The sequence below is a fragment of the Bacillus sp. FSL K6-0972 genome (genome assembly GCF_037976035.1).
Lineage (GTDB): Bacteria > Bacillota > Bacilli > Bacillales > Bacillaceae > Bacillus > Bacillus haynesii.
In genome coordinates, this window is record NZ_CP150260.1 from 2,527,640 (window position 1) to 2,551,568 (window position 23,929).

The following is a 23,929-nucleotide window of genomic DNA, read 5'->3' on the forward strand; positions in this document are numbered from 1 at the left end:
TTACGCAGCAGGTTAACCATTTCAAGGGGGCTTCTTTAGCTTTTTTCATGATGTCTAGCTGTCAACAGATTCATATTCGTTTAATAATTCTTCAAGATCTTCCAATGAGAGTTTGTCATAACCGTAGTCAGAGGACGTTTTTTCGGTTTCATTTTTGCCCGTGCAATGGCTGATGACCATTTGCAAACTTTCTTTGAATGCTTGATTCAATTCGCTGATCGTATCTGGAGAATACTCGTATTCGTTAAATGTCGTACTGATCATCAATTGCCGGCCGGCAACGACTGAATCGATTTCAACAGAAGCATCCCTTGCACTTTTTTCTCCGATGCTTTGACCTGCCGAAAGCTTTGACGATGAAAATTGTTCAGTCGTCAGATCATGATCGAGCTCACCAAGATAATTGAATAAGATCGGAGGCTTTTCATCCTTTAAAAGCACTTCGTCTTTTCTCAAATACTTGAGGATGCCGTATCCGATTCCGTTATTCGGTATTTTCCGCAATGTTTCTTTCACGATCTTAATCATCATAGACAAGTCTGTTTCATCTTCTAAGTCGATGAATACCGGATACATTGCGGTGAACCAGCCGACCGTTCTCGTGATATCCACATCTTGCAGAATATCATCTCTTCCATGGCCTTCCATGAGAATTTTCAGCCTGTTTTCCCCTGTCAGCTGTCTTGAGGCAATCAACAAAGCCGTTAAAAGGAGATCATTGATCTGCGTATTGTATGCTTTATGCGCCTCTTTCAGGAGCTGTTCCGTCTCCATTTGGCTGAGGGATATTCTGAGTGTTCTGCTATTTTCATAGTTATCATGTGCCGCTTGACGATGTTTAGGGAGGAATGCCATCTTTCCTTTGGATATCTCCCGCCAATATTCTTGTTCTTTCAGGAGCTTTTTGCTGCTTGCGTACTCAGCCAGCTTTTCGGAAAACGTCTTGTACGAATCCGTTTTATAACCGAGCTCTATCGGTTTGCCTTGCAGGGCTTGACCGTATGCTGCTTCAAAATCCTCGAACAATATTCTCCAGGACACGCCGTCTACCACAAGGTGATGGATCGCAATCAGCAGATGGTCTCCCTCTGTTGTTTTGAACACGCAGAGCTTGATCATTTTGCCCTCGCTGATGGATATGTCTTTTTGAATATTCGTCGCTATCTGATAAACGGTTTCCTCGAGATTTTTTTCCGTTTTCAAATCATAGACATACAGATCGAAGACGCTGTCTTCCAAGCCGCGGTTATGCTGAATGATTTCACCGTTCTTCTCCTGATAGACCATCCGTAATGCATCATGGTGTTCTGTGAGTTTACGGAAAACCTTTTCGACGATCTTTTCAGCAAACCCGTCTTTCCGGTACAGCATAAACGCTTGATTATAATGGTTACGCTCCTTTTGGTTGGCTGCAAAAAACGATCTTTGGACAGGAGTCAGCGGCGTGTGTCCTTGAACGATTTCGCTAGTGCGTGCTTTCGTCTCTTTTTTGACATATTTACTGAGGTGTCTGATGGACGGATTGGTAAACAGATCTTTAACCTGAAGCTTGAGATCGGCTCTTGATAATTTTGAAACGATTTGCAGAGCCTTAATCGAATCTCCCCCGATTTCAAAAAAATTATCGTTGATTCCGATTTTGTCCCTGTCCAGCACTTCCTGCCAAACAGCGGCCAGCTTTTCTTCCGTTTCATTACGCGGCGCTTCATATCCGCTTGCCGCTATGGTGTCTCCGGCAGGTTCAGGAAGCGCTTTTCGATCGATCTTTCCGTTTGGTGTGAGAGGCATCTTGTTGATTTGAATAAAATAGGAAGGGAGCATATAGTCCGGTAAGTGATCGGACAAATATTCCCTCAGTTCATTTGCGTTTGTTTTCGCTCGGGCGACAATATAGGCGCACAGGTACTTATGTCCTTTCTTGTCTTCCCGGTCCATAACGACAGCTTCGCTGATGTTTTGATTTTCCAAAAGCTTCGTTTCAATTTCGCCGGTTTCTATTCTGAAACCGCGAATCTTGACTTGGTGATCGATTCTCCCGAGGAATTCGACATTTCCATCAGGCAGCCATCTTGCCAAGTCTCCCGTTTTATACATGTTCCCCCCGGCGGCAAAACGATTTGGAACAAACCTTTCCTTCGTGAGTTCCGGTTTGTTTAAGTATCCCCTTGCGATCCCTTCACCGCCGATGTACAACTCACCATAAACGCCGACCGGCTGCGGGTTTAATGAGGGATCCAATATATAAAATGCTGTGTTGTCCAGCGGCTTTCCTATCGGCGTATTCGCAATCTCTGGAATCTGATCCAAAGCTTCCTCATAATAGCCGGAATCGACAGAAGCTTCTGTGACGCCATAGCTGTTGATGATTCTCATCCTTTGTCCGAACCGTTCAACGAGCCACTTATAATCTTTGATCGTACAAGTGTCAGAACCCATGATTAACAGCTTCATGCTTGAAAGATCAAGCTTGTGATGATCGATATATTTCATCAAAGGAATGATCAGACTTGGCGTCGATTCGAACATATGAATGCCATATTTGTTGATCATGTCATACAGTAGATTCATTTCCAGTTTGACATCATCCGGGACTATATACATTGTTCCGCCGTTGAGAAGACTGCGGCATAAATCTCCCGCGAATACATCAAACGACATGCTGGCAAGCTGGAGCAGGTTGACTGAAAATGATGCTAATTCATAGTGCTTTCTCCAAGTATAGTGGGCATGAATAATATTGCGGTGCTCGACCATCACGCCTTTTGGGTTTCCCGTCGTACCCGAGGTATAGATGACGTATGCCAAATCACCGGGGGTATTAAGATGCTCCAGATTGCTTCCATCCGTGTCGTAAGCATCGGCCTCATCGATTTGGATGATTTCGCCGGCAAAGCTGATGCTGCCAATAAGATGATGCTGGGTCAGCAATAGATCAGCTCCGCTATCCATGATGAGATATTGGATGCGCTCTTTCGGAAGCCCCGGATCGATCGGCATGTACGCTCCGCCGGCCTTTAGAACCGCCAATATGCCTGTCACCATTTCCAACGAACGCTCCGCCATGATTCCAACTACTGACTCCCGCTGAACCCCTTTTTTCCGCAATGTTCTGGCCAATTGATTCGCTTTTTCATTTAATTCGCGGTATGTCAACATATGATCTTTGAAGACCGCCGCAGGATGATTCGGTGATTTCTCAGCCTGTTGTTCAAACAACTCAGAAAAAATCCCTGTCGGGTGTTCGGCCCTCGTATCATTAAATTGATACAGCACTGTATTTCTTTGTTCTTCTGAAAGCATGCTGATTTCGTTTAATGTCTTCTGCGGGTGATCGGAAATATCTGTTAGAATATTCACGAAATGCTGCGCCAGCGTTTCGGCGGTTTCTTTTTTAAACAGCCTTGTGCAGAATTCCAGGTGAAACGTAATGACACCTGCGGACTCTGCTGCTGCCAGCGACAAATCGAATTTTGAAATCTGAAACTCCAAATCGACGGGTTCAACATGCAATCCCGCTATATCAGGCTCTGCATCATCCAGCGCCTGCATATCAAACATTGTGTCGAATAAGGCATTTCTGCTGATGTCCCGTTCCAAATCTAATTTGTCTACGAGTTCATCGAAAGGATAATCTTGATTTTCATAGGCATTAAACGTATTTTCTTTTACATCTTGCAAATACTCAATGAATGACCTGCCGCCTTTTGGATGGTTTCTCAACGCAAGGGTGTTGACGAACATCCCGACCGTATGTTCCAACTCCTCCCGGGTTCGCCCGGCAATCGGCGAACCGACAATGATATCTTCCTGTCCGGTGTATTTCGAAAGCAGTATCGTATACCCGGCCAACAGCAGCATATACATCGTGACTCCGTTTTCTTTCGCTGTTCTTTTCAGCTTATCCGTCAGCTCTCTTTCGATTGCAAATGCGATTCGATCTCCTTCATAGCTTTGCATTTGCGGCCTTGGAAAATCTGTCGGCATGTTCAGAACAGGGATGTCGTCTTGAAAAACGGATAGCCAGTATTCTTCCTGTTTTTTCAACCGGTCTTTTTGACAGGACTCTCTTTGCCACTCGGAATAATCTTTATACTGGATCTTTAACGGTGCAAGTTCCTTTTCTTCATATAAAGCCGCCCATTCTTTCATCAAGATCCCGATTGACACGCCATCGGAAATGATATGGTGCATATCAAGTAGGAGAATGTGTTCGGCTGCGTTCACCCTCACCAGCTCCACTCTCAGAAGAGGAGCTTTTTCCAGGTCAAACGGTCTGATAAATTGATTCATCTGTTCCCGCAGGCTGCAATTGTCAAGCCCGCGGTATTTCATTTCAAATGTGACCTCCTCGTTTATGTCCTGAACGGGTTCGCCATTGATGGTCACAAAGGATGTTCTTAAGCTCTCATGTCTTTTGATTAGCATTCTGAAGGCCTTCTCGGCCTTTTCCGCTTGGAGCTCACCTCTTATTTTCATCGCGAAAGGCATGTTGTAGGCGGTTTGGCCTTCTTCGATCTGATTGAGGATGTACAGCCTTTTTTGAGCGGAAGAAAGCGGGTAGTATTCTTTATTTTCCGCTTTTTGAATGTCGGATTGAACTTGTTTTTGTTTTTGTTCGATATAAGCTGCGATATCTTTTATCGTCGGATGACTGAAGATTTCCTTTAGCGTCACTTCGACTTTTAATGCCGATTGAATTTTCGCGGCCATTGAAAAAGCTTTTAACGAGTGTCCGCCGATGTCAAAGAAATGGTCGTTAATCCCGATCTTTTCCGCTAGCAAGATATCCTGCCAGATCGATAGAAGTAAGGCTTCCGTTTGATTGCGCGGGGCTTCGTAGCGGGCTTGGGCAAATGCTTTTCGATCCGGCTCCGGCAATGCCTTAAGATCAGCCTTTCCATTGATCGTGCGGGGAATTTGATCAAGCTTGATAAAGCAGGACGGAATCATATACTCCGGAAGGTCCTTCGCCAAACGTTCTTGAACCTGCTCAATATCTTCGTTTTTGTTATTGAATGCGATGTAGGCGCATAGATATTTGCTGTTTTCCTGATCTTCCTTCGCCACCACGATGGCTTCATTGATATCGTCGTTCATCAACAACCGGTGTTCGATTTCTTCCAGTTCGATCCGATAGCCGCGGATTTTGACTTGGTTATCGATTCTGCCTAAAAACTCGATGTTTCCGTCTGGCAGCCATCTTGCTAAATCGCCTGTACGATATACTCTCTCGCCTGATTCATCCAGCACAAATGCCGCTTTTGTCAATGTTTCCTGATTCAAGTATCCCCTTGCGACCCCTTCGCCGCCGATCAGCAGTTCCCCCGGTATTCCAACCGGCTGCGGCCGGCCGTATTGATCTGCAATGTATACTTTATAATTGCTTAAAGGTTTGCCGATGGGAATGCTCGTTTTTTTTCGGTCTGCGCTGCTTAGTTGATAATAGGTAGCGCAAACTGTCGCTTCCGTTGGGCCGTAGGAATTGTAAACGTCGGCGCCTTTGATGATATTTTCGACGTATTCAAATTTTAATACGTCACCTCCACTGATAAATTTCATCTGCGGATGAAAGGTTAAGTGCTGATTTTTATCGATTTCATTTAATAAGAGCGGGGAGCAGCTGACAAGTGTGACACGATGCTTCCCGATCGTTTTCACGAGTTCATCAATGTTCAGCTCGCTTACTTTTCTGCTGATCACCAAGCGCCCCGAGCAAGCTAAAATAGGGTAGACTTCTTCAGAAAATGCATCAAATGAAAAGGATACGACTTGCAAAACTGTATCATCTTCGCTCAAAGGGATCCTTTTCGTAAAAGCATCAACATAATGAACGACATTGCGGTGAGTCGTCATGACACCTTTCGGCCTGCCTGAAGAACCCGAAGTATAAATCACATATGCCAAATCAGAAGACTTGTTGACATTTGAGAGGTTTTCTTTGCTGAAAGATCGGGTGTCTTCGGTGGTGATCAGTTGACGCCCGTCTATTTTCGATTTAAAGGGCTCCTGGATGACGACTATATCAGCTCCGCTGTCTTCCAACATATATTTGACTCTGTCCTCCGGATAATCAGGATCAATTGGCAGATAGGCTCCACCGGCTTTTAAAATTCCGATAATCCCGATGATCATCTCGAGTGAACGGTCTGTCATGATCGCCACGATTGTATCCGGCTTTACGCCCTTCTCTCTTAAAAGCCAGGCCAATTGGTTGGCTTTTTCGTTCAGCTCTCTATATGTCAATTGCTGATCTTCGAATATAACAGCGGTGTGATCGGGTGTTTTTTCAGCCCGCTCTTCAAATAGCCGGCTGACTGTCTTGTTTTTCGGACCATCTGTCTTCTCATGATTGAATGTATGTAAGATGATGTCTTTCTCATCTTCCGACATCATCCTGATCTCGCTTAACACCAGTTCAGGGTGATGAGCAGCGTCTTTTAAAACATTCAAAAAGTGTCCGGCCATTCTTTCAATCGTTTCTTTTTTATACAGATCAGTGCAATATTGGAAATCAAATGTCAGGTTGTCTCCATGCAAAAATGCCGTCAGGCTCACATCGAATTTCGCGACATGAAATGGAATATCATACGTTTCAAAATGCCCTCCGCCGGCTTCAGACGCGAAATCATCCGCATGCTGCAGATCAAACATCGTGTCAAACAGCGGATTTCTGCTCATGTCCTGTGTCAAGCCCAGATGTTCGATCAATGCATCAAATTGATAATCTTGATTTTCATAGGCGTTCAACGTATTGTTTTTGACCGTTTGGACATATTCGCTAAATGTCATGTTCCCCTTTGGCCGGTTTCTCAGTGCAAGGGTGCCAACAAACATCCCGATTGTCCCGTTTAAATCGGCATGCGGTCTTCCGGCAATCGGCGAGCCGACAATGATATCCTCTTGTCCGGTGTATTTTGACAGCAGAATGGTGTAGCCTGCCAAAAGAAGCATGTACATCGTAACGCCGTTTTTTGCGGCTATCGTCTTCAGTTTTTTTGTGGTGTCCTGATCCAATTCAACAACCGTTCTGTTTCCTTGAAAGCTTCGGATTTTCGGCCTTGGAAAATCAAGCGGCATATTCAAAACCGGAATGTCTCCCCGGAAGGTATTGAGCCAATAAGCTTCCTGCTTCTTCAACCGGCCCTGCCGCTCGATGTCTCTCTGCCACTCTGAATAATCTTTATACTGAACCGCCACCGGAGACAATTCTTTGCCTTCACAGCAGTCGGCGAATTCCTTCATTAATATTCCGATAGAGACGCCGTCTGAAATGATATGATGCATATCAACCATCATCATATGCTCAGCTTCATCCACTTTTACGATTTCCGCTCTTAAAAGCGGGGCTTTTTCTAATTGAAAAGGTTTGATGAAACGGCTGATTTTTTCCTGAATGCTTTGATCCCCCAACTCGCTGTATTCAAGTCGGAACTCGGCTTCCTGTTCGATTTTCTGCACCGGTTCGCCATCGAGCATGACAAAAGAAGTTCTTAACGATTCATGCCTTTTGATGAGCTCTTTCCACGCCTGTTCAAGTCGGCTGATTTGAACTTCACCGTTTATTTTTACCGCCAGCGGCATGTTATAGGCCGTTTTGCTGTCATCAAGCTGATTTAAAATGAACATCCTTTTTTGTTCCCTTGACAAAGGATAGGTTCCGCTTTTAGACGGCGCCGCTTTCGGAAGGCTTCGCTCAATGTCCGTTTCGCCCGCTTCCAGCGCAGCGATGATGTCTTCTTTATGCCGCTTGATTTGCTGTTTTAAGTTAGCTGTCAATAATTCTTGAGGACCTATGATTTTGATTTTTCCCTTGTTATGGTATAAGGTGATATTTTTCTTTTTCAAATCATTTATGAAGTCCATTATGCTCATCCTAATCTCACTCCATTCGTCAGACTTGCGGCCAATATCAGAATCGTTTTTTTGCGGAAAATGGGGCAGCTGTACAATCTATCATTTCAAATGATAGATTGTACAGTGCAATTCCATCACACTTCCTCTTCCGCGTACTCCTCACTAACGGCCGATTCGGCTTCAGCAGTTAATATAAAACGTGCTAATGATTTGGCAGTCGGATGTTTAAAGAACGTGCTGATCCTCATATCAATGCCAAACGTTTTATTAATGGAATGGACAGCTTGCATCGCTTTTAGCGAATTCCCCCCCTTGTCGAAGAAATGGCAGGAAATACTCATCCGCTCTGTTCCAAGTACGTCCTCCAAGATGGAAATGATGCGCTGTTCGACATAGTTTCTTGGCGCTTCGTACTCCGCTTCAGTTCCTGCGCTTCTGTCCGGCTCAGGCAAAGCTTTTCTGTCCACTTTCCCGTTTTTGGTAAGCGGCAGCTTGTCCATTTTCACGAAATAGGCGGGAATCATGTATTCCGGAAGCTTTTCACCTAAAAATCCTTTCAGCTCATCAAGGGAAATCTCGCGATTTGCCGTGATATAGGCGCAAATGTACGGGCGGTTCTCTTCGTCTTCCCTGACGATGACGATCGTCTCATTGATGTCTTCATGCATCTCCAACCGGCTTTCGATTTCGCCGAGTTCGATCCTGAAGCCGCGGATTTTCACCTGGTGGTCGATTCTGCCGATGAATTCGATGTTGCCGTCTGGCAGCCATTTCGCCAAATCGCCCGTCTTGTACAGCCTTTCCCCAGCCACAAACGGGTGCGGGATGAATTTTTCAGCTGTCAGCTCCTCGCGGTTTAAATATCCTTTGCTTAACCCGTCTCCTGCGATGCACAGCTCTCCAGGAACCCCGATCGGAAGGAGCTTGCCGGCTTCGTCCATGATCAAAACCGACGTATTCGCCAGCGGGCTGCCGATCGGAATCGTTTCCGCTTCATCGTCTATCTCGTTGATGAAGTAATATGTCGCATACACCGTGCTTTCCGTCGGGCCGTAAACATGAATCAATTTATCACGGCCGACATGATCCAGCACTTTTCTCACATGCGGAATCGACGCTCTTTCCCCGCCGAAGAGGATTTTCCGCAGCTTGGCAAGACAGCCGATATTGATGTCGGCGAGCGTATTGAACAGCGCCGTTGTAATGAACATCACGCTAACTTGTTCTTTTTTTATCACTCCGGCCAGCTCATGTGTATTCAAGACCGTCTCTTTTTCGATCAGGACGAGTGAGGCTCCGTTTAATAAAGCGCCGAAGATGTCGAACACCGATCCGTCAAACGAATAATTGGACAGCTGGAGGATGACATCGTTTCCTGTGATGTCGATATAATTGGTATTTTTAACGACTCTTGCCGCACTGTAGTGCGGGATGACCACTCCTTTTGGCGTTCCGGTTGAGCCGGACGTGTAGACGATGTACGCTGTATCGTTTGAGCGATTCACACGTGGAAGATTCTCTCCGCTTAGTAAGTGCAACTCGTCCGAACACAAATCAACGGTCTTCATATCAAAAGCTTTAAGAAGCGAATCTGTTGTTACTAACAATGCCGCACCGCTATTTTTCAACATAAAATCGATTCTGTCCTTAGGTGTTTCAGGATCGATCGGCAAATACGCACCTCCCGCTTTTAAAATACCGATGATGCCGATGATCATTTCGAAGGAGCGGTCCGCGATGATCGCGGCAATCGAGCCTCTGCCGATACCTTTTTCTCTGAGAAGTCTCGCGGCTTGGTTTGCTTTCTCATTCAGCTCTCTGTAGGTCATGCGCTGAGCACCGAACACAAGAGCCGTATGGTCAGGCGTCTTCATGGCCTGTTCTTCAAAGAGCTCATGAAGCGGCTTGTCTTTCGGGTAACTCGTTTTTGTATCGTTGAATGTGTGTAAAATCCTTTGTTTTTCTTCTTCAGATACAAGATTGATGTCTCGTAATGTTTGTGTCTCATCTTCCGCCACTTGTTCTGCGACGGTAATGATATGCTGTTCTAGTGTTTCGATGATGGTGTTGTCATACACATTTTCATTAAACGTTAATTTGAGCTTCAGCTGCTCATCTTCTAAAACGCCGGTCAGATTAAAATCATAGTTGGTTCGTTCTTTTCCATGAACACCTCCCAGTTCAAAACCGGTTTCCCCGGATTGGCTTCTGAACAGCTCTTCATCAAATGCATAATTTTGAAATGCCATGACATGGGTGATCAGCTCTCTTTTCAATTCACTCAGTTCCTGAATTTCCGATAAATTCATATAGCTGTATCGATTGCTTTCGATAGACTCGGCTTGTGTTTTCTTTAACACCTCTTTAAAGCTTCTCGCGCCTCCAAAGCTGACCCGGGTCGGTATTGTATGAATAAACAAGCCGACCATCTCTTCGATGCCCTCAACAGGAGCCTCCCGTCCCGAGACGACGGTTCCGAATACGACTTCATCGGTATTGTTGTATTTGGCCAGAATTATGCCCCAAATTCCTTGAAGAACCGTATTGATGGTGACATGATGCTCCTTGGCGATCCGGGTGATTTTCGTTGTCAGTTCTTTTGAAAACGATATGACTTTTTCTTTGCCGCAATATTCTTCTGACGTTGCGCTGCGATTGAACGCCGGGAGTTCAGACCGCGTCTCATACCCTTTTAGATAATCCTTCCAGTATGCCGCCGCTTCCTCTTTATCCTGTTTTTCCAGCCATTTGATATAGTCTCCATATGGCTTCGGCTCTTTTAATCGACGGGATTCTCCTTTTATTATTTTTCCATATATGCTGAACAGCTCGCTCAAAACAATACCCAGACACCAGCCGTCCAGCAGTATGTGGTGATGACTCCAAATCAGCCGATACGATTCATCATTCATTCTGATCAAACAAACCCTCATGAGGGCTTCACTGCTCAGATCAAAGCCCTTTTCTTGATCTTCTTTTAAATATGTTTCTATGAACCTATGCTGCCGGGTCCGATTTTCGCCTGTCAGATCTATTGATGTGAAAGGCGTTTTCCGGTCTCTAGCTATGATTTGTCTCGGTTCGGCTGTGATTTCATATTCAAAAGACGCCCTTAAGATTTCATGCCTCTTCACGATCTCGTGAAAGCTCTTTTCTAAAAGGTCCGGATGGACACGTCCTTTTAAATCGATGACAATTTGCTGGAAATATGCACCTGATGTCTGATCCATAGCGTCATGAAATAGCATTCCTTTTTGCATGTTGGCCAGCGGATAGATCTTTTCGATTTGAAAAGCACTGTACTTATTTTGAATACGCTCCAGCTCCTCAAGACCAAGCGAGACATCGCCATAATCGGAAGGCGTCATGTCCGATCCGTCTTTACCGACGCAATGATTGACGATCTTTTCCAGGTTTTCTTTGAATGATTGATTGAGTTGTTCGATTGCGCTTGTTTGGTATTGGTCCTGGTTAAACGTTGTATAGATCGTCAATTCGCCATTTAAAGAGATCGCATTCATTTCGATGGCGCAGTGCCTTACGATTTTTCCGCCGATGCTTTCTCCCGGTGAAAATGGCGACTGGGAAAATACTTTTCTATTCATGTCATTGTTCATTTCTCCAAAATAGTTAAAAGAAAGCGGAGCCTGTGTTTGTATTTTCTGAAGCTCTTCTGTCATGTATTTTAAAACGCCGTAGCCGATCCCTTTATTCGGTATTTTTCTCAACGTTTCTTTGACCATTTTGATATTTTGCGATATTTCTTTTTCTTCTCCCAAATCGATAAAGACCGGATAAACCGTCGTAAACCAGCCGATCGTTCTCGTAATGTCAACACCGTCTAAGATGTCCTCCCTGCCGTGCCCTTCCATCATGACCTTCAATTTGTTTTCTCCGGTGATATCCCTGACTGCGGCGATTAATGCCGTCAGCAAAATATCGTTGATTTCCGTGTTGTAGGCTTTGTTTGCGTTTCGCAAAAGGTTCGCTGTTACGTCTGGGCCGATTCTGATGCTCAAAGTCGTGCTGTGTTCAAACGTGTCTCGTTCAAGCTTTTCAGCAGGAATGAATGGAACATCCGCTTCCAGGGCCTTTTGCCAATACTCCCTTTCCTTTAACAGCCTGCGGCTTTGGGCATACTTCTTCAATTGACGGGCGAACTCTTGGTATGAATCCGTTTTGTATCCGATGTCGAGAGGTTCGTCTTTCAATGCCTGAAGGTACAATGTTTCAAAATCCTCGAACAAAATTCTCCACGATACACCGTCAACGACAAGATGATGGATCGCAATGAGCAGGTGATCGCCCTCATCAGCCCGGAAGATGCCGAGATGAACGAGTTTTCCTTTTCTAATCGATGATTTTTTTTGAATGCCTGTCGCCAGCTCAAACACCTTTTCCGCTTGACAGTCAAGGCCTCTTACATCATAAACATCCAAGTCGAACAAGTTTTCACGATAGCCTCTGTTGTATTGAATGATATCTCCGTCTTTTTCTTCATAGATCATCCTTAACGCGTCATGCTGCTCCAGTATTTTATTGAAGGCTGTTCTGACGATGTTTTCGTCATAGCCGTCTTTTCTAAAGAGCATAAATGACTGGTTGAAGTGGTTAAGCTCCTCTTTGTTGTTCGCAAAATATCTCTTTTGGATAGGAAGCAGTTCCGTCTCACCTGTAACGGGTTTGTTATGTTTGCGATGTCGCGTTTCTTCTGTGATCAATCGGCTGAGATCTTTTATTTTCGGATTGGCGAACAACGCCTTCATCTCAAGTTTCAGGTTCATCTTTGCCAGCCTGGATATGATCTGGAGCGCCTTGATCGAGTCTCCCCCTGCCGCAAAGAAATGGTGACTGATCCCGATGTCCTCGATACCGAGAATCTCTCTCCAGACTTGCACGAGTTTTCGTTCGATTTCATTTCGGGGCGGATCGTACCGAGTTCCTTCTATTAAACTGCCGTCCGCCTCAGGCAGTGCGTTTCTGTCAACTTTACCGCTTGAGGTGCGCGGGAGCCGGTCAAGCTTAACAAAATAGGACGGAATCATATAATCAGGCATTTCCCTTTCCAGAAATTGTCGTACATCAGCTGCAGGCAATTCCTGATCAGACGCGAAATAGGCGCATAAATAGCTGCTGCCGTTTTGATCCTTTCCTGCGATCACCGCCGCTTCTTTAATCTTCTCATGTGTCAAGAGCTGCTGTTCCACTTCGCCAAGCTCTATCCGATAGCCGCGGATTTTCACTTGATGATCGGCGCGTCCTAAAAACTCAATCTGTCCATCCGGAAGCCACATCGCCAAATCTCCGGTTTTGTACATTTTTTTACCCGGCTCAAATGGATGATCGACAAACTTTTCCGCCGTAAGCTCAGGTCTGTTTACATAACCCCTGGCAACCCCTTCACCTGCTATGCATAGTTCTCCGGCAATGCCAATCGGCTGAGGGCGGAGTTCTTTGTCCACAATATAGATGCTTGTATTGAGAAGCGGTCTGCCGATCGGAATGGACGGTGTTTGCGGCACTTTTTCCCATTCGATTTGATATGAAGCAGCATCCACACAGCACTCTGTTGGGCCGTATACATTGGTGATATTGCATGACAGATTCGGGAATTTATGAAATAGGCTGTTGATGACATCAGGTGTTAATGCATCTCCGCCGACAATCAATTCCTTCAGATCGAATTCGAGTTCCGTTTTGTCTACATAAGCCAGTATGTTTAAATGAGCAGGCGTCATGTCCGATACATTGATGTTGTTTTTCGAATAATACTCAATTAAACTCATGGCATCCCAAGCTGTCTCGCGCGGGACGATGCAAAGGGTATGCCCGAAAAGAAGCGCTGCAAATATTTGTTTGACAGAGGCATCAAATATATAAGGCGCAACCAGTGCTACATTTAAATGAGCATCGAGGTGCTGATAAATTCTTTCATATAATCCATGAACAAGATTGTTCACACTATGATGCTCGATCATGACGCCTTTCGGTTTTCCAGTGGATCCTGATGTATAGATGACATATGCCAAATGCTGCGGCTTGATGTCATGCTTAAGGTTTTCCACGTGGTCATGTTGTCCGGTTTGATCAATCCGGATGATGTCTCCGGCATATGCTTCACCCGGATCCACATCGCCTGCCGCGCATAATACGCTGACATTGCTGTCTTTTAACATGTAGCTTATTCTTTCCTGCGGATACGCCGGATCGATTGGCAGATAGGCTCCGCCAGCTTTCAAAATACCCATAATCCCGACGATCATTTCGATTGATCGTTCTGTGAGAATCCCTGCTACCACATCAGGGCCTACTCCTTTTTGCCGCAAGGTGAAAGCCAAGCTGTTCGCTTTTTCATTCAGCTCCCTGTAAGAAATCGTTTCATCCCCGAAGACAACCGCCGGATGATCAGGCATTTTTTCCACCTGTTCTTCAAAAAGCTCAGGTATCGTCTTCTCTTTGCAGAACATACCGTCTGTTCGGTTAAAATCATACAGAACCCGATGTCTTTCATCCTTTGTCAGGACATCTATCTGATTGATGGCAACGTCCGGATGATCCGCCGCTTGTTCCAACAGGCTGATCAGGTGTTCAGATAGTCTTTCCATTCTTTCCTTGTTGAACAGCGTCGTCGAATATTCAACTTCCAATCTTAATCCGGCTGCCGCTTCACTCGCAGTCACTGTGATGTCAAACTTGGAAATGCCGCGCTTAATCTCCACCAGCCTGCTTCTCAGCCCTTCTGCTGCAAACGGCTTCACTTCTGTGTTATGGTACACGAGCATCGTATCAAAGAGCGGGTTTCGGGCCATGTCCCGTTTGATGTTTACTTTTTCTACAAGCTCTTCAAACGGATAATCCTGGTTTTCATAAGCCTGAAGCGTGTTTTCTTTTACCTCTTGCAAATAATGTCTGAAAGTCTTTTTCCCTTCCGGATGGTTTCTGATCGCCAAGGTATTGACAAACATGCCGATGAGATGTTGAATATCCTCATGATTTCTACCTGCAGCCGGTGTCCCGACGATGATATCTTCCTGACCTGTATATTTGGAAAGCAGTGCTGTATAACCGGCCAACAGAAGCATGTACATCGTAACACCGTTTTCTTTCGCCATATGCTGAAGCTTGCGGAATGTTTCACTTTCAATTGCTGCAGTGACGGTGTCACCTTCAGAGCTTTTTGTCAGCGGCCTTTTATGATCTGTCGGGAGATCAAGGACCGGGATATCGCCTTTATACGTCTTCAGCCAGTATTCTTCCTGTCTTTTCAGCTCATCGCGGCGAGCATGGCTTTTTTCCCATTCTGCGTAATCTTTATATTGAATATGGAATGGCTCCAGCGATTTCCCTTCATACAGCGCTCCCAGCTCTTGAACGAAGATGTCGGTGGACACGCCATCGGAAATGATATGGTGCATATCGAACATCAGCAAGTGCTCACGTTCATTCACTTTTACGACCTCCGCCCTTAAAAGCGGTGCTTTTTCCAAATGAAACGGCCTGATGAAGCTTTTGATTTTTTCTTCGGCGCTTTCTTTGCCGATGTCACTGTATGCGACTTGAAAATCGATCTCTTTTTCAATCTGTTGCATCACCTCACCGTCGATCATGACAAATGAAGTTCGAAATGATTCATGTCTTTTGACCATGTTTTTTAATGTATTCTCAAATCGGCGGATATCAAAATCGCCTTCGATCGTCATAGCAAAAGGCATGTTATATGCAACATGACTGCTGGCTTGACAAAGGATATAGAGCCTTTTTTGCGCTGAAGACAACCGGTAATATGGTTTTTCTTCCGTTTTTCCTATCGATGTAAAAGCACTTTCCTTCGCCGCACCGATATATTCCCTCAGCCCTTTAATCGTCGGGGTTTCAAATATTTTCCTTAAAGGCAGCTTGACATTCAGTTCTTTATGAATAGTTGATACCAAAGCGGCGGCTTTAAGCGAATGCCCGCCGACTTCAAAGAAATTACTGTTGATCCCGATTTTATTGATTCCTAAAGCCTCTTCCCATATGGAAACAAGTTTTTCTTCCATCTGATCCCGCGGCGCTTCATAGCGGCGATCCATTGCGGCGCTCCGTTCCGGAACCGGAAGGCTTTTCTTATCCACTTTTCCATTCACGGTAAGCGGCAGCCGGTCAAGCTGGACAAAGTGCTGAGGAATCATATAATCCGGAAGGCTTTTCTTTAAAAACGCTCTGATCTTCTCCGGTTCGACTTCCTTTTTAGCCTTTACATATGCGCAAAGATACGGGTCATGATCTCCGTCTTCTCTTGCGATGACCGCCGCTTCTTCAATCTTTTCATATTTAAGCAGCTGGTTCTCGATCTCGCCGGGTTCAATCCGATAACCGCGAATCTTAACCTGCTGGTCAACCCGTCCCAAAAACTGAATGTTTCCATCTGGCAGCATTTTGGCAAGATCACCTGTGCGGTACATTCTTTCCCCAGGTACAAACGGATTTTCAATGAATTTTTCCCGAGTCAATTCCGGTCTGTTTACATACCCGCGGGCCAGCCCTTCTCCGGCGATGCAGAGCTCGCCGCTGGCTCCGAGCGGACAAAGCTGAAGGTCTTTGTTCAATATATACACTTTGACGTTATCGATCGGTTTTCCGATCGGAATATTTTGATACGATTTGTCTATTGGAAAGCTTGTAGCAACGACTGTATTCTCAGTCGGTCCGTAATTGTTTACAATTTGATAGCTTTTTTCTTTAAAAACGTTTAATTTATCTCCACCCGTTAACAGCGTTCTTAACGAATGATTGTCAAGTGCTGTAAACTGCTCACAGACTGGTGTCGGTAAGAAACTGATCGTAATATGATGGTCATGAAAATACCGGTTCAGCTTTTCAACATCCAGCCTTGTCTCCTGATTGAGGACATGGACTGTGGCTCCCGCTGTTATATAAGGGAACAGCTCCCAGACAAAAGCGTCGAAGCTGATGCTCGCATAAATCGAGCTGTTGTCGTTTTGTCCGACTTCAAAACAGGATTGATGCCAGCGGCACAAGTTGATCAATGATTGATGTTCAATCATCACGCCTTTTGGCTTCCCTGTTGAACCCGACGTATAGATGACATATGCAAGGTCGCCGCTTTGATTGACATTGTCAATGTCTGACCGATCCTGCTCGGCAATCCTCTCATCAGCCATATGAATCAACTCGATCGATTCCGCCGTAAGCCCCTTGCCAAGCGGAACATCAGAGATGATGACTTTGACTTGACTGTCAAAAGCCATGTATCTCATCCGCTCCAGAGGATACTCGGGATCAATCGGCAAATAGGCGCCGCCTGCTTTCAGTACACCGAGAATCGCTGTGATCATATCGGACGAACGCTCCATCATGATCCCGACGAGCGTATCCGGCTTGACACCTTTTTCTCTCAAAAGCCTTGCCACTTGATTTGCTTTTTCATTCAACTGTCGGTACGTCAGTTTTTGATCTTCAAAAACAACCGCAGTGTGATCTGGTATTCGCTTTGCCTGCTCCTCAAACAGCTGGTGGATTGCTTTTCCTTTTGGATATGCTGTCTTTGTATGGTTAAAGGACTCTAAAAGTGTCCGTTTTTCTTGACGTGATATCATGTCGATTTGATATAAAGCAACATCACGATTTTCTGAAACTTCCTCTAAAATCCTGAAATAATCTTCCGCTATCTTTTGAATCGTCTCTTCCTTGAAAAGGCTTGTCGAATATTCAATGTTCAATACGATCTTTTGTTCAAAATCCAACACATTAAAGATCATGTCAAATTTTGCATTGTCCAGTTCAAAGATGATCGGACTCAGCTTGACATCGCCTTTCTGTTTGGTAAACATCCTGGCATCTTCCAGAACAAACATCGTGTCGAACAAAGGATTGCGGTTAGACTCGCGTACACCATTGAGTTTGCGGATCAAATCATCAAACGGATACTCGGAATTGTCAAAGGCCGCTATCGTACGCTCTTTCGTCTGCTGCAAAAATTCTTTAAAGCTGTTGGAAGTATCAACCTCGTTCCGCAAAGCGAGTGTATTCACAAAAACGCCGAATACATCTTGCAGATCGGGATGCAGCCTTCCCGCAGCAGCGGTTCCGACAACGATATCTGTTTGATTTGTATATTTATTTAAAAGCACATAATATGCACTCAGCATCACCGTGTAAAGGGTTGTTCCGGTATGTTTCGCCAGCTTCCTTATATGATCTGACAGCTCCTGTCCCATTTCCAAAAACACGCTGCTTCCTTCAAACGTGTCGATATGATGACGTTTATAGTCATAAGGAAAGTCCAGCTTTGACGGTATATCGCGATAAACGTCAAGCCAATAGGCTTCCTGCTTTTTCATCGCGTCTGATTGATTAAATGTATGATTCCATTCCACATAATCTTTATATTGCACACTTACTTCCGGCAATGGCTCATTGCTGTAAAGTTCCAATATTTCATTCATCAGGATGCCTTGAGAAACCCCGTCACTGATGATGTGGTGGAAATTCATGACCAGTATATGCCTTATATCGTCGATTTTGATCAGCTTGGCCCTCATAAGAGGCGGCCGGCTTAAATCAAAAGGCTTGATGGATTCTTTACAGTACCTGCTTGTGATCTCCATTAAAGCATGCTGATCTGTAATCGAAGCGTCTAAGCACTCGTATTCCAGGCGGAATTCGACATTCTCATAAATTTTTTGGATGAGTTCATTGTTTTGGATTTCAAACCCGGTTCGCAAAATTTCATGTCTTTGCAAAAATGTCTTCAATGCGTTTTCCAGCTGTATGACGTTTATCCGGCCTTCGACAAGAAGGGCCATCGGAATATGGTAAGCTCCCCTTTCATTTTCCAGCATCGACAGCATATACATTCTTTGTTGGGCAGGGGATGTCCGATAATACTCTTTTTCGCGAGCCTTTTGAATCGGATGTTCCATATCGCTTTCTTCTCTGTTTTTCAAATAGTGGTCCAAAGCGATGATTGTATCATTTTTAAAGATTTCGCTGATCGGCATCTCAACATTCATTCGTTTGTTGATTTCCGTGATGATGGATATCGCTTTGAGTGAATCTCCGCCGATTTCATAATAGCTGACATCGAGATTGACACTGTCTAGGCCAAATATATCTTTCCAAATTTCCAGAAGCATGGCTTGTGTTTCATTCTCCGGCAGCATCGATCCGCCTCGTTGACCTTCATCTGCGGTTTGCTGTTCAGCCAAGTCATGGAGCGTGCGCTTATCGACTTTTCCGTTTACAGTTAACGGGATTTCGTCAATTTGCACGAACTTCGCAGGAATCATATAGTCAGGCAGCGTTTTTTGCAAAAATTCCTTTACATCTAATTGGCTGATCGCGTTCTCTGCTACAACAAAAGCGTATAAGTTTTTGATTCCGTCCGGACTTGTATAATCAATAACCGATGCCTTCGTGATCTCATGATGGCTTAAGAGAGTATTTTCAATTTCCCCCATTTCCACTCTGTAGCCTCTGATCTTCACCTGGCTGTCTTTTCTTCCGAGAAACTCTACATAACCGTCCTCTTTCAAGACGCCATAGTCACCTGTTTTATAGATGTAGCCTAATTCCTGATGCTGGATAAATGAATGATCCGTTTTTTCTTGATCATGAATATACCCGCTTGCTACCCCCGCTCCGCCTATGTACAGCTCTCCTTCGACACCAACGGGACATAATTGTTTATTCTGGTTCAGTACGTATATTTTTTGATTGGCCAGCGGTTTTCCATAAGGGATGCTTTTCCAATCTTCCTCTACTTTTTGAATCGGATAGTAGATCGACCAGATGGATCCTTCTGTTGCGCCTCCCAAACTAATCACTTCAGCGTTTTTAAACGTCTTCTTTATGGTTGCAGGTAACTGAAGCGGTATCCAGTCTCCGCTTAGGAGGATGAGTCTGAGATGATGATTGAGCTCATTGTCCAGGTATACATCAGCCGTCATTCCCATAATCGCCGGAACCGAATTCCAAATTGTAATCCGTTCTTTTTCGACTGTCTCTTTCAGGCTGAATACATCCCTTTGGTCGTCAATGATGACAAGTGATGCCCCGCTGCTTAAAGCGCCAAACACGTCATACACAGATAAATCAAAGCACAATGAGGAAATGCCCATTATGTTATCTTGTTCTGTGACGTTGAATTTTTCATTGATATCGAGAATGGTATTCGCTGCGGCACCATGCGTAATCTGAACGCCTTTTGGCTTGCCTGTGCTTCCTGACGTAAAGATGACATATGCCATGTCATCCAAATCGACTTTTCGGTCAACCGGCGCTTTTGAGAAGCGCTCGATATGTGCTTTGTCATACACGTCATAGCTGATGAAGAATTTGCAGTTGCTTTTTGATTGGATATACGCCTTTCTTTCTTCCGGATAATCCGGATCGAGAGGGATATAAGCTGCTCCAGTCTTCAATACAGCCAATAAATTGACAATCGTTCCCAGACTTCTTTTGCCGATGACACCGATATAGTCGCCCCTTTCAACCCCTTTCCCGATGAGAAATCTTGCGACCTGGTTGGATTTTTCGTCAAGCTCCTGATAGGTCATCACCTCATCATGATGCTTGAGAGCAATTCTGTCAGGTCCATGTTTAACCTGGCCGGTAAACAATTCATGCAAGGGCTCGGTATCGAAAGATTGATCTGTGTCATTATATGCGCTGATCATCTGGCGGCTTTTTTCATTCATTTGGATGGTTGAAACGTCCTCGCCGGATACGACTTGCTGGATGACAGCGATATACTGGTCAAACATCGATTCAATTACGTCATGTTCAAAAATTTGCTCCACATAGTCCCATGTAATATAAAGGCCGCCGTTGATTTCATAAACTTGGTTGTCGATGTATACTTGTGACGTTCTCGTGCTAAAGAAATGAATGTTGTCAAAATCGACAAGACTATCAAATGAGTCGTCAGGATTTTCGCTCAGCACGCTTGTGAATACGATCGGCATGACCGCTTTTTTATTCATGCCATTCTTTTTGGCGATGTTTCTGATCACATCAACCCCGTCATAATGTCTGTGTTCCAGTGCTTCCAAAAGCGTATCCTGAACATTTAAAGCAAATCTCCAGAAAGAGTTCATTTTTTCTTCCGCATGGATGTCCAGCAGCATTAAAGAGGTAAAATCTCCGATCATGTTCTTGACATCCGGATGAAACGGGATTCTGTTAAATACGGTTAAATTGATAGCAAAATGATTTTGCCGGCTCCAATAAGCTAATATATAGGCATATGCAGCACAAAGGACGGCGGTCGGTGTGAGATTATGATGCCGGGCTTTCTTTTTTAATTCATTCCATGTATGCCCATCCAAAAACGTTGAAAACTTCTTGAACGAAGGTTTCGCTACATGGACTGGATCAGATTTAAGAGGCAGCTCAGGCGCACTTGGAAAATGATCCAGTTTATCCAGCCAATATTTTTGGTCTTTTTGATATCTGCTTGTTTGCTTAAAATCGATCGAGGCCAAAACATAATCTCTGAAGCTGTATTCTAGTGAAGGCAGTTTGAGGCCGGGGTTTTCATATAGTTGTTTAAACTCTCTGATTAATCGTTTCATACTGCTGTCATCGCAAATGAGCGGGTCCACATTGAGGAAAAAATATTTTTTCTCTCCAGGCAACATAAACGTTTTGAGTTCAAACAGAGGCCATACACTTGGATCAATGATCTTTGATGTCATCTTCTCCCGCTGTTCTAATATTCTGGCGTTGATTTCTTTTTCTGTGAAACCTCTTAAATCCTCAGTTTCGATCGTATAACGTTGTGTTGCTTCGAGAATTTTTTGCGTTCCGTTTTCAAATACGATCGTGCGGAGAATCGGATGCCTGTCAATCAGTTTTTGCAGCGTCAGCTGAAATCGATTCAAATCAACATCAGCTTCAAATTCGACAGTTAAATTCGTAGCGACTCCGCCGATTTCGAACGTCTCATCCCGTCCAACCAAATAAGCCAGCTGAATGCCTGTAAGCGGAAATGTTTCATGGATATTTTCCGGATCGGCAGCCCTTGTCACTAGGCCGTCTTCCTTGTCTTCTTGTTGATTAGCTTCGATAAAAGTGCTCAATTCCTTTATTGTTGCAAGCTTAAATAGCTGATGCAGCGGAATTTCAACATTCATTTTTTCCTTTATTTTTGCGATGAGCTCCATCGCATGCAATGAATGGCCGCCCATTTGTGCAAAATGATCATGAATGCCCGCTTTTTCAACGTGCAAAACATCCTGCCAAACAGCTGCGAGCTTTTCTTCCGTTTCATTTCGCGGCGCTTCATACTCACTTTCCGCCCCCATCCTTCTATCCGGTTCAGGCAGGGCTTTTCTGTCCACTTTCCCGTTTTTGGTGAGCGGCAGCTTGTCCAATTTGACAAAATATGCAGGGATCATGTAATCCGGAAGCTTTTTTTCCAAAAATCCTCTTAGTTCTTCAACAGGAATTTCGCGTTTGGCCGTCATATAGGCGCAAATGTACGGGCGGTTCTCTTCGTCTTCCCTGACGATGACGATCGTCTCATTGATGTCTTCATGCATCTCCAGCCGGCTTTCGATTTCGCCGAGTTCGATCCTGAAGCCGCGGATTTTCACCTGGTGGTCGATCCGGCCGATGAATTCGATGTTGCCGTCTGGCAGCCATTTCGCCAAATCGCCCGTTTTGTACAGCCTTTCCCCAGCCACAAACGGATGCGGGATGAACTTTTCAGCTGTCAGCTCCTCGCGGTTTAAATACCCTTTGCTTAACCCATCGCCTGCGATGCACAGCTCTCCAGGAACCCCGATCGGAAGGAGCTTGCCGGCTTCGTCCATGATCAAGACCGACGTATTCGCCAGCGGGCTGCCGATCGGAATCGTTTCCGCTTCATCGTCTATCTCGTTGATGAAATAATACGTCGCATACACCGTGCTTTCCGTCGGGCCGTAAACATGAATCAATTTATCCCGGCCGACATGATCCAGCACTTTTCTCACATGCGGAATCGACGCTCTTTCCCCGCCGAAAAGGATTTTTCGCAAATTCGACAAACAGTCAACATGAATGTCGGCAATCATGTTGAACAGTGCCGTCGTAATGAACATCACACTGACCTTCTCCTCATTGATAGCGCTTCCAAGTCTATTGATGTTCAATAACACTTCCTTCTCAATCATGACCAGCGACGCTCCGTTTAATAAAGCGCCGAAGATGTCGAACACCGATCCGTCAAACGAATAATTGGACAGCTGGAGGATCACGTCGTCTTCTGTGATATCGATATAATTGGTATTTTGAACGACCCTTATGACACTGTAGTGCGGGGTGACGACACCTTTTGGCGTTCCCGTGGAACCTGATGTGTAGATGATATAGGCGGTATCGCCGGAATCATTGACTGGGTTGAGCGGTTCTTTACTGAATCTGTCTGATGCCCCTTTGTCCAGATGTATCATGTCAGCCTCACAATCGATTCCGTCTGCCGCTTTTCCTTGCGTAAGCAGCACCGCGGCTTTCGTGTCGCTGAGCATGAAGGCAATTCTATCTTTGGGCGTTTCAGGGTCGATCGGCAGATACGCACCTCCCGCTTTTAAAATACCGATGATGCCGATGATCATTTCGAAGGAGCGGTCCGCGATGATCGCCGCAATCGAGCCTCTGCCGATACCTTTTTCCCTGAGAAGTCTCGCGGTTTGGTTTGCTTTTTCATTCAGCTCTCTGTAGGTCATGCGCTGAACACCGAACACAAGAGCCGTATGGTCAGGCGTCTTCATGGCCTGTTCCTCAAAGAGCTCATGAAGCGTCTTGTTTTTTGGATAATCGGTTTTTGTGTTGTTAAAATGTAGGATTAGTTCTTTTTCATTCTCTGTCATTTTGTGAAATACCCCATTTTTTAATGAATGTTTAGCAACCATATAAAAATTCTCCTTTTTGATAAAATATTCACCGTAATATTGGTCTGTAGTTGCTCTTTTACCGATTTTTTATTGAACCTCCGTCTTGTGAAAACAGATTATCAAAAATAATCATTATTTTCCATGGGAATATTGTTTAATAATGGTTAATTTTTTATGAATTGGATATTTTATAT

2 protein-coding genes are annotated in these 23,929 nt (G+C 44.7%); both read right to left on the reverse strand.

The features are described 5' to 3' along the window. Nucleotides 1-54 precede the first annotated feature (54 nt). Nucleotides 55-7,872 carry a bacitracin non-ribosomal peptide synthetase BacB gene (bacB, locus tag MKX80_RS12690; RefSeq protein ID WP_339226901.1) on the reverse strand — a complete coding sequence of 2,606 codons (7,818 nt, stop codon included), beginning with the start codon at nt 7,870-7,872 and terminating at the stop codon, nt 55-57. 116 nt (nt 7,873-7,988) lie between these two features. Then, nucleotides 7,989-23,753: a bacitracin non-ribosomal peptide synthetase BacA gene (gene bacA / locus MKX80_RS12695; protein WP_339226903.1), complete on the reverse strand. Its 15,765-nt coding sequence runs from the start codon at nt 23,751-23,753 to the stop codon at nt 7,989-7,991. Nucleotides 23,754-23,929 lie beyond the last annotated feature (176 nt).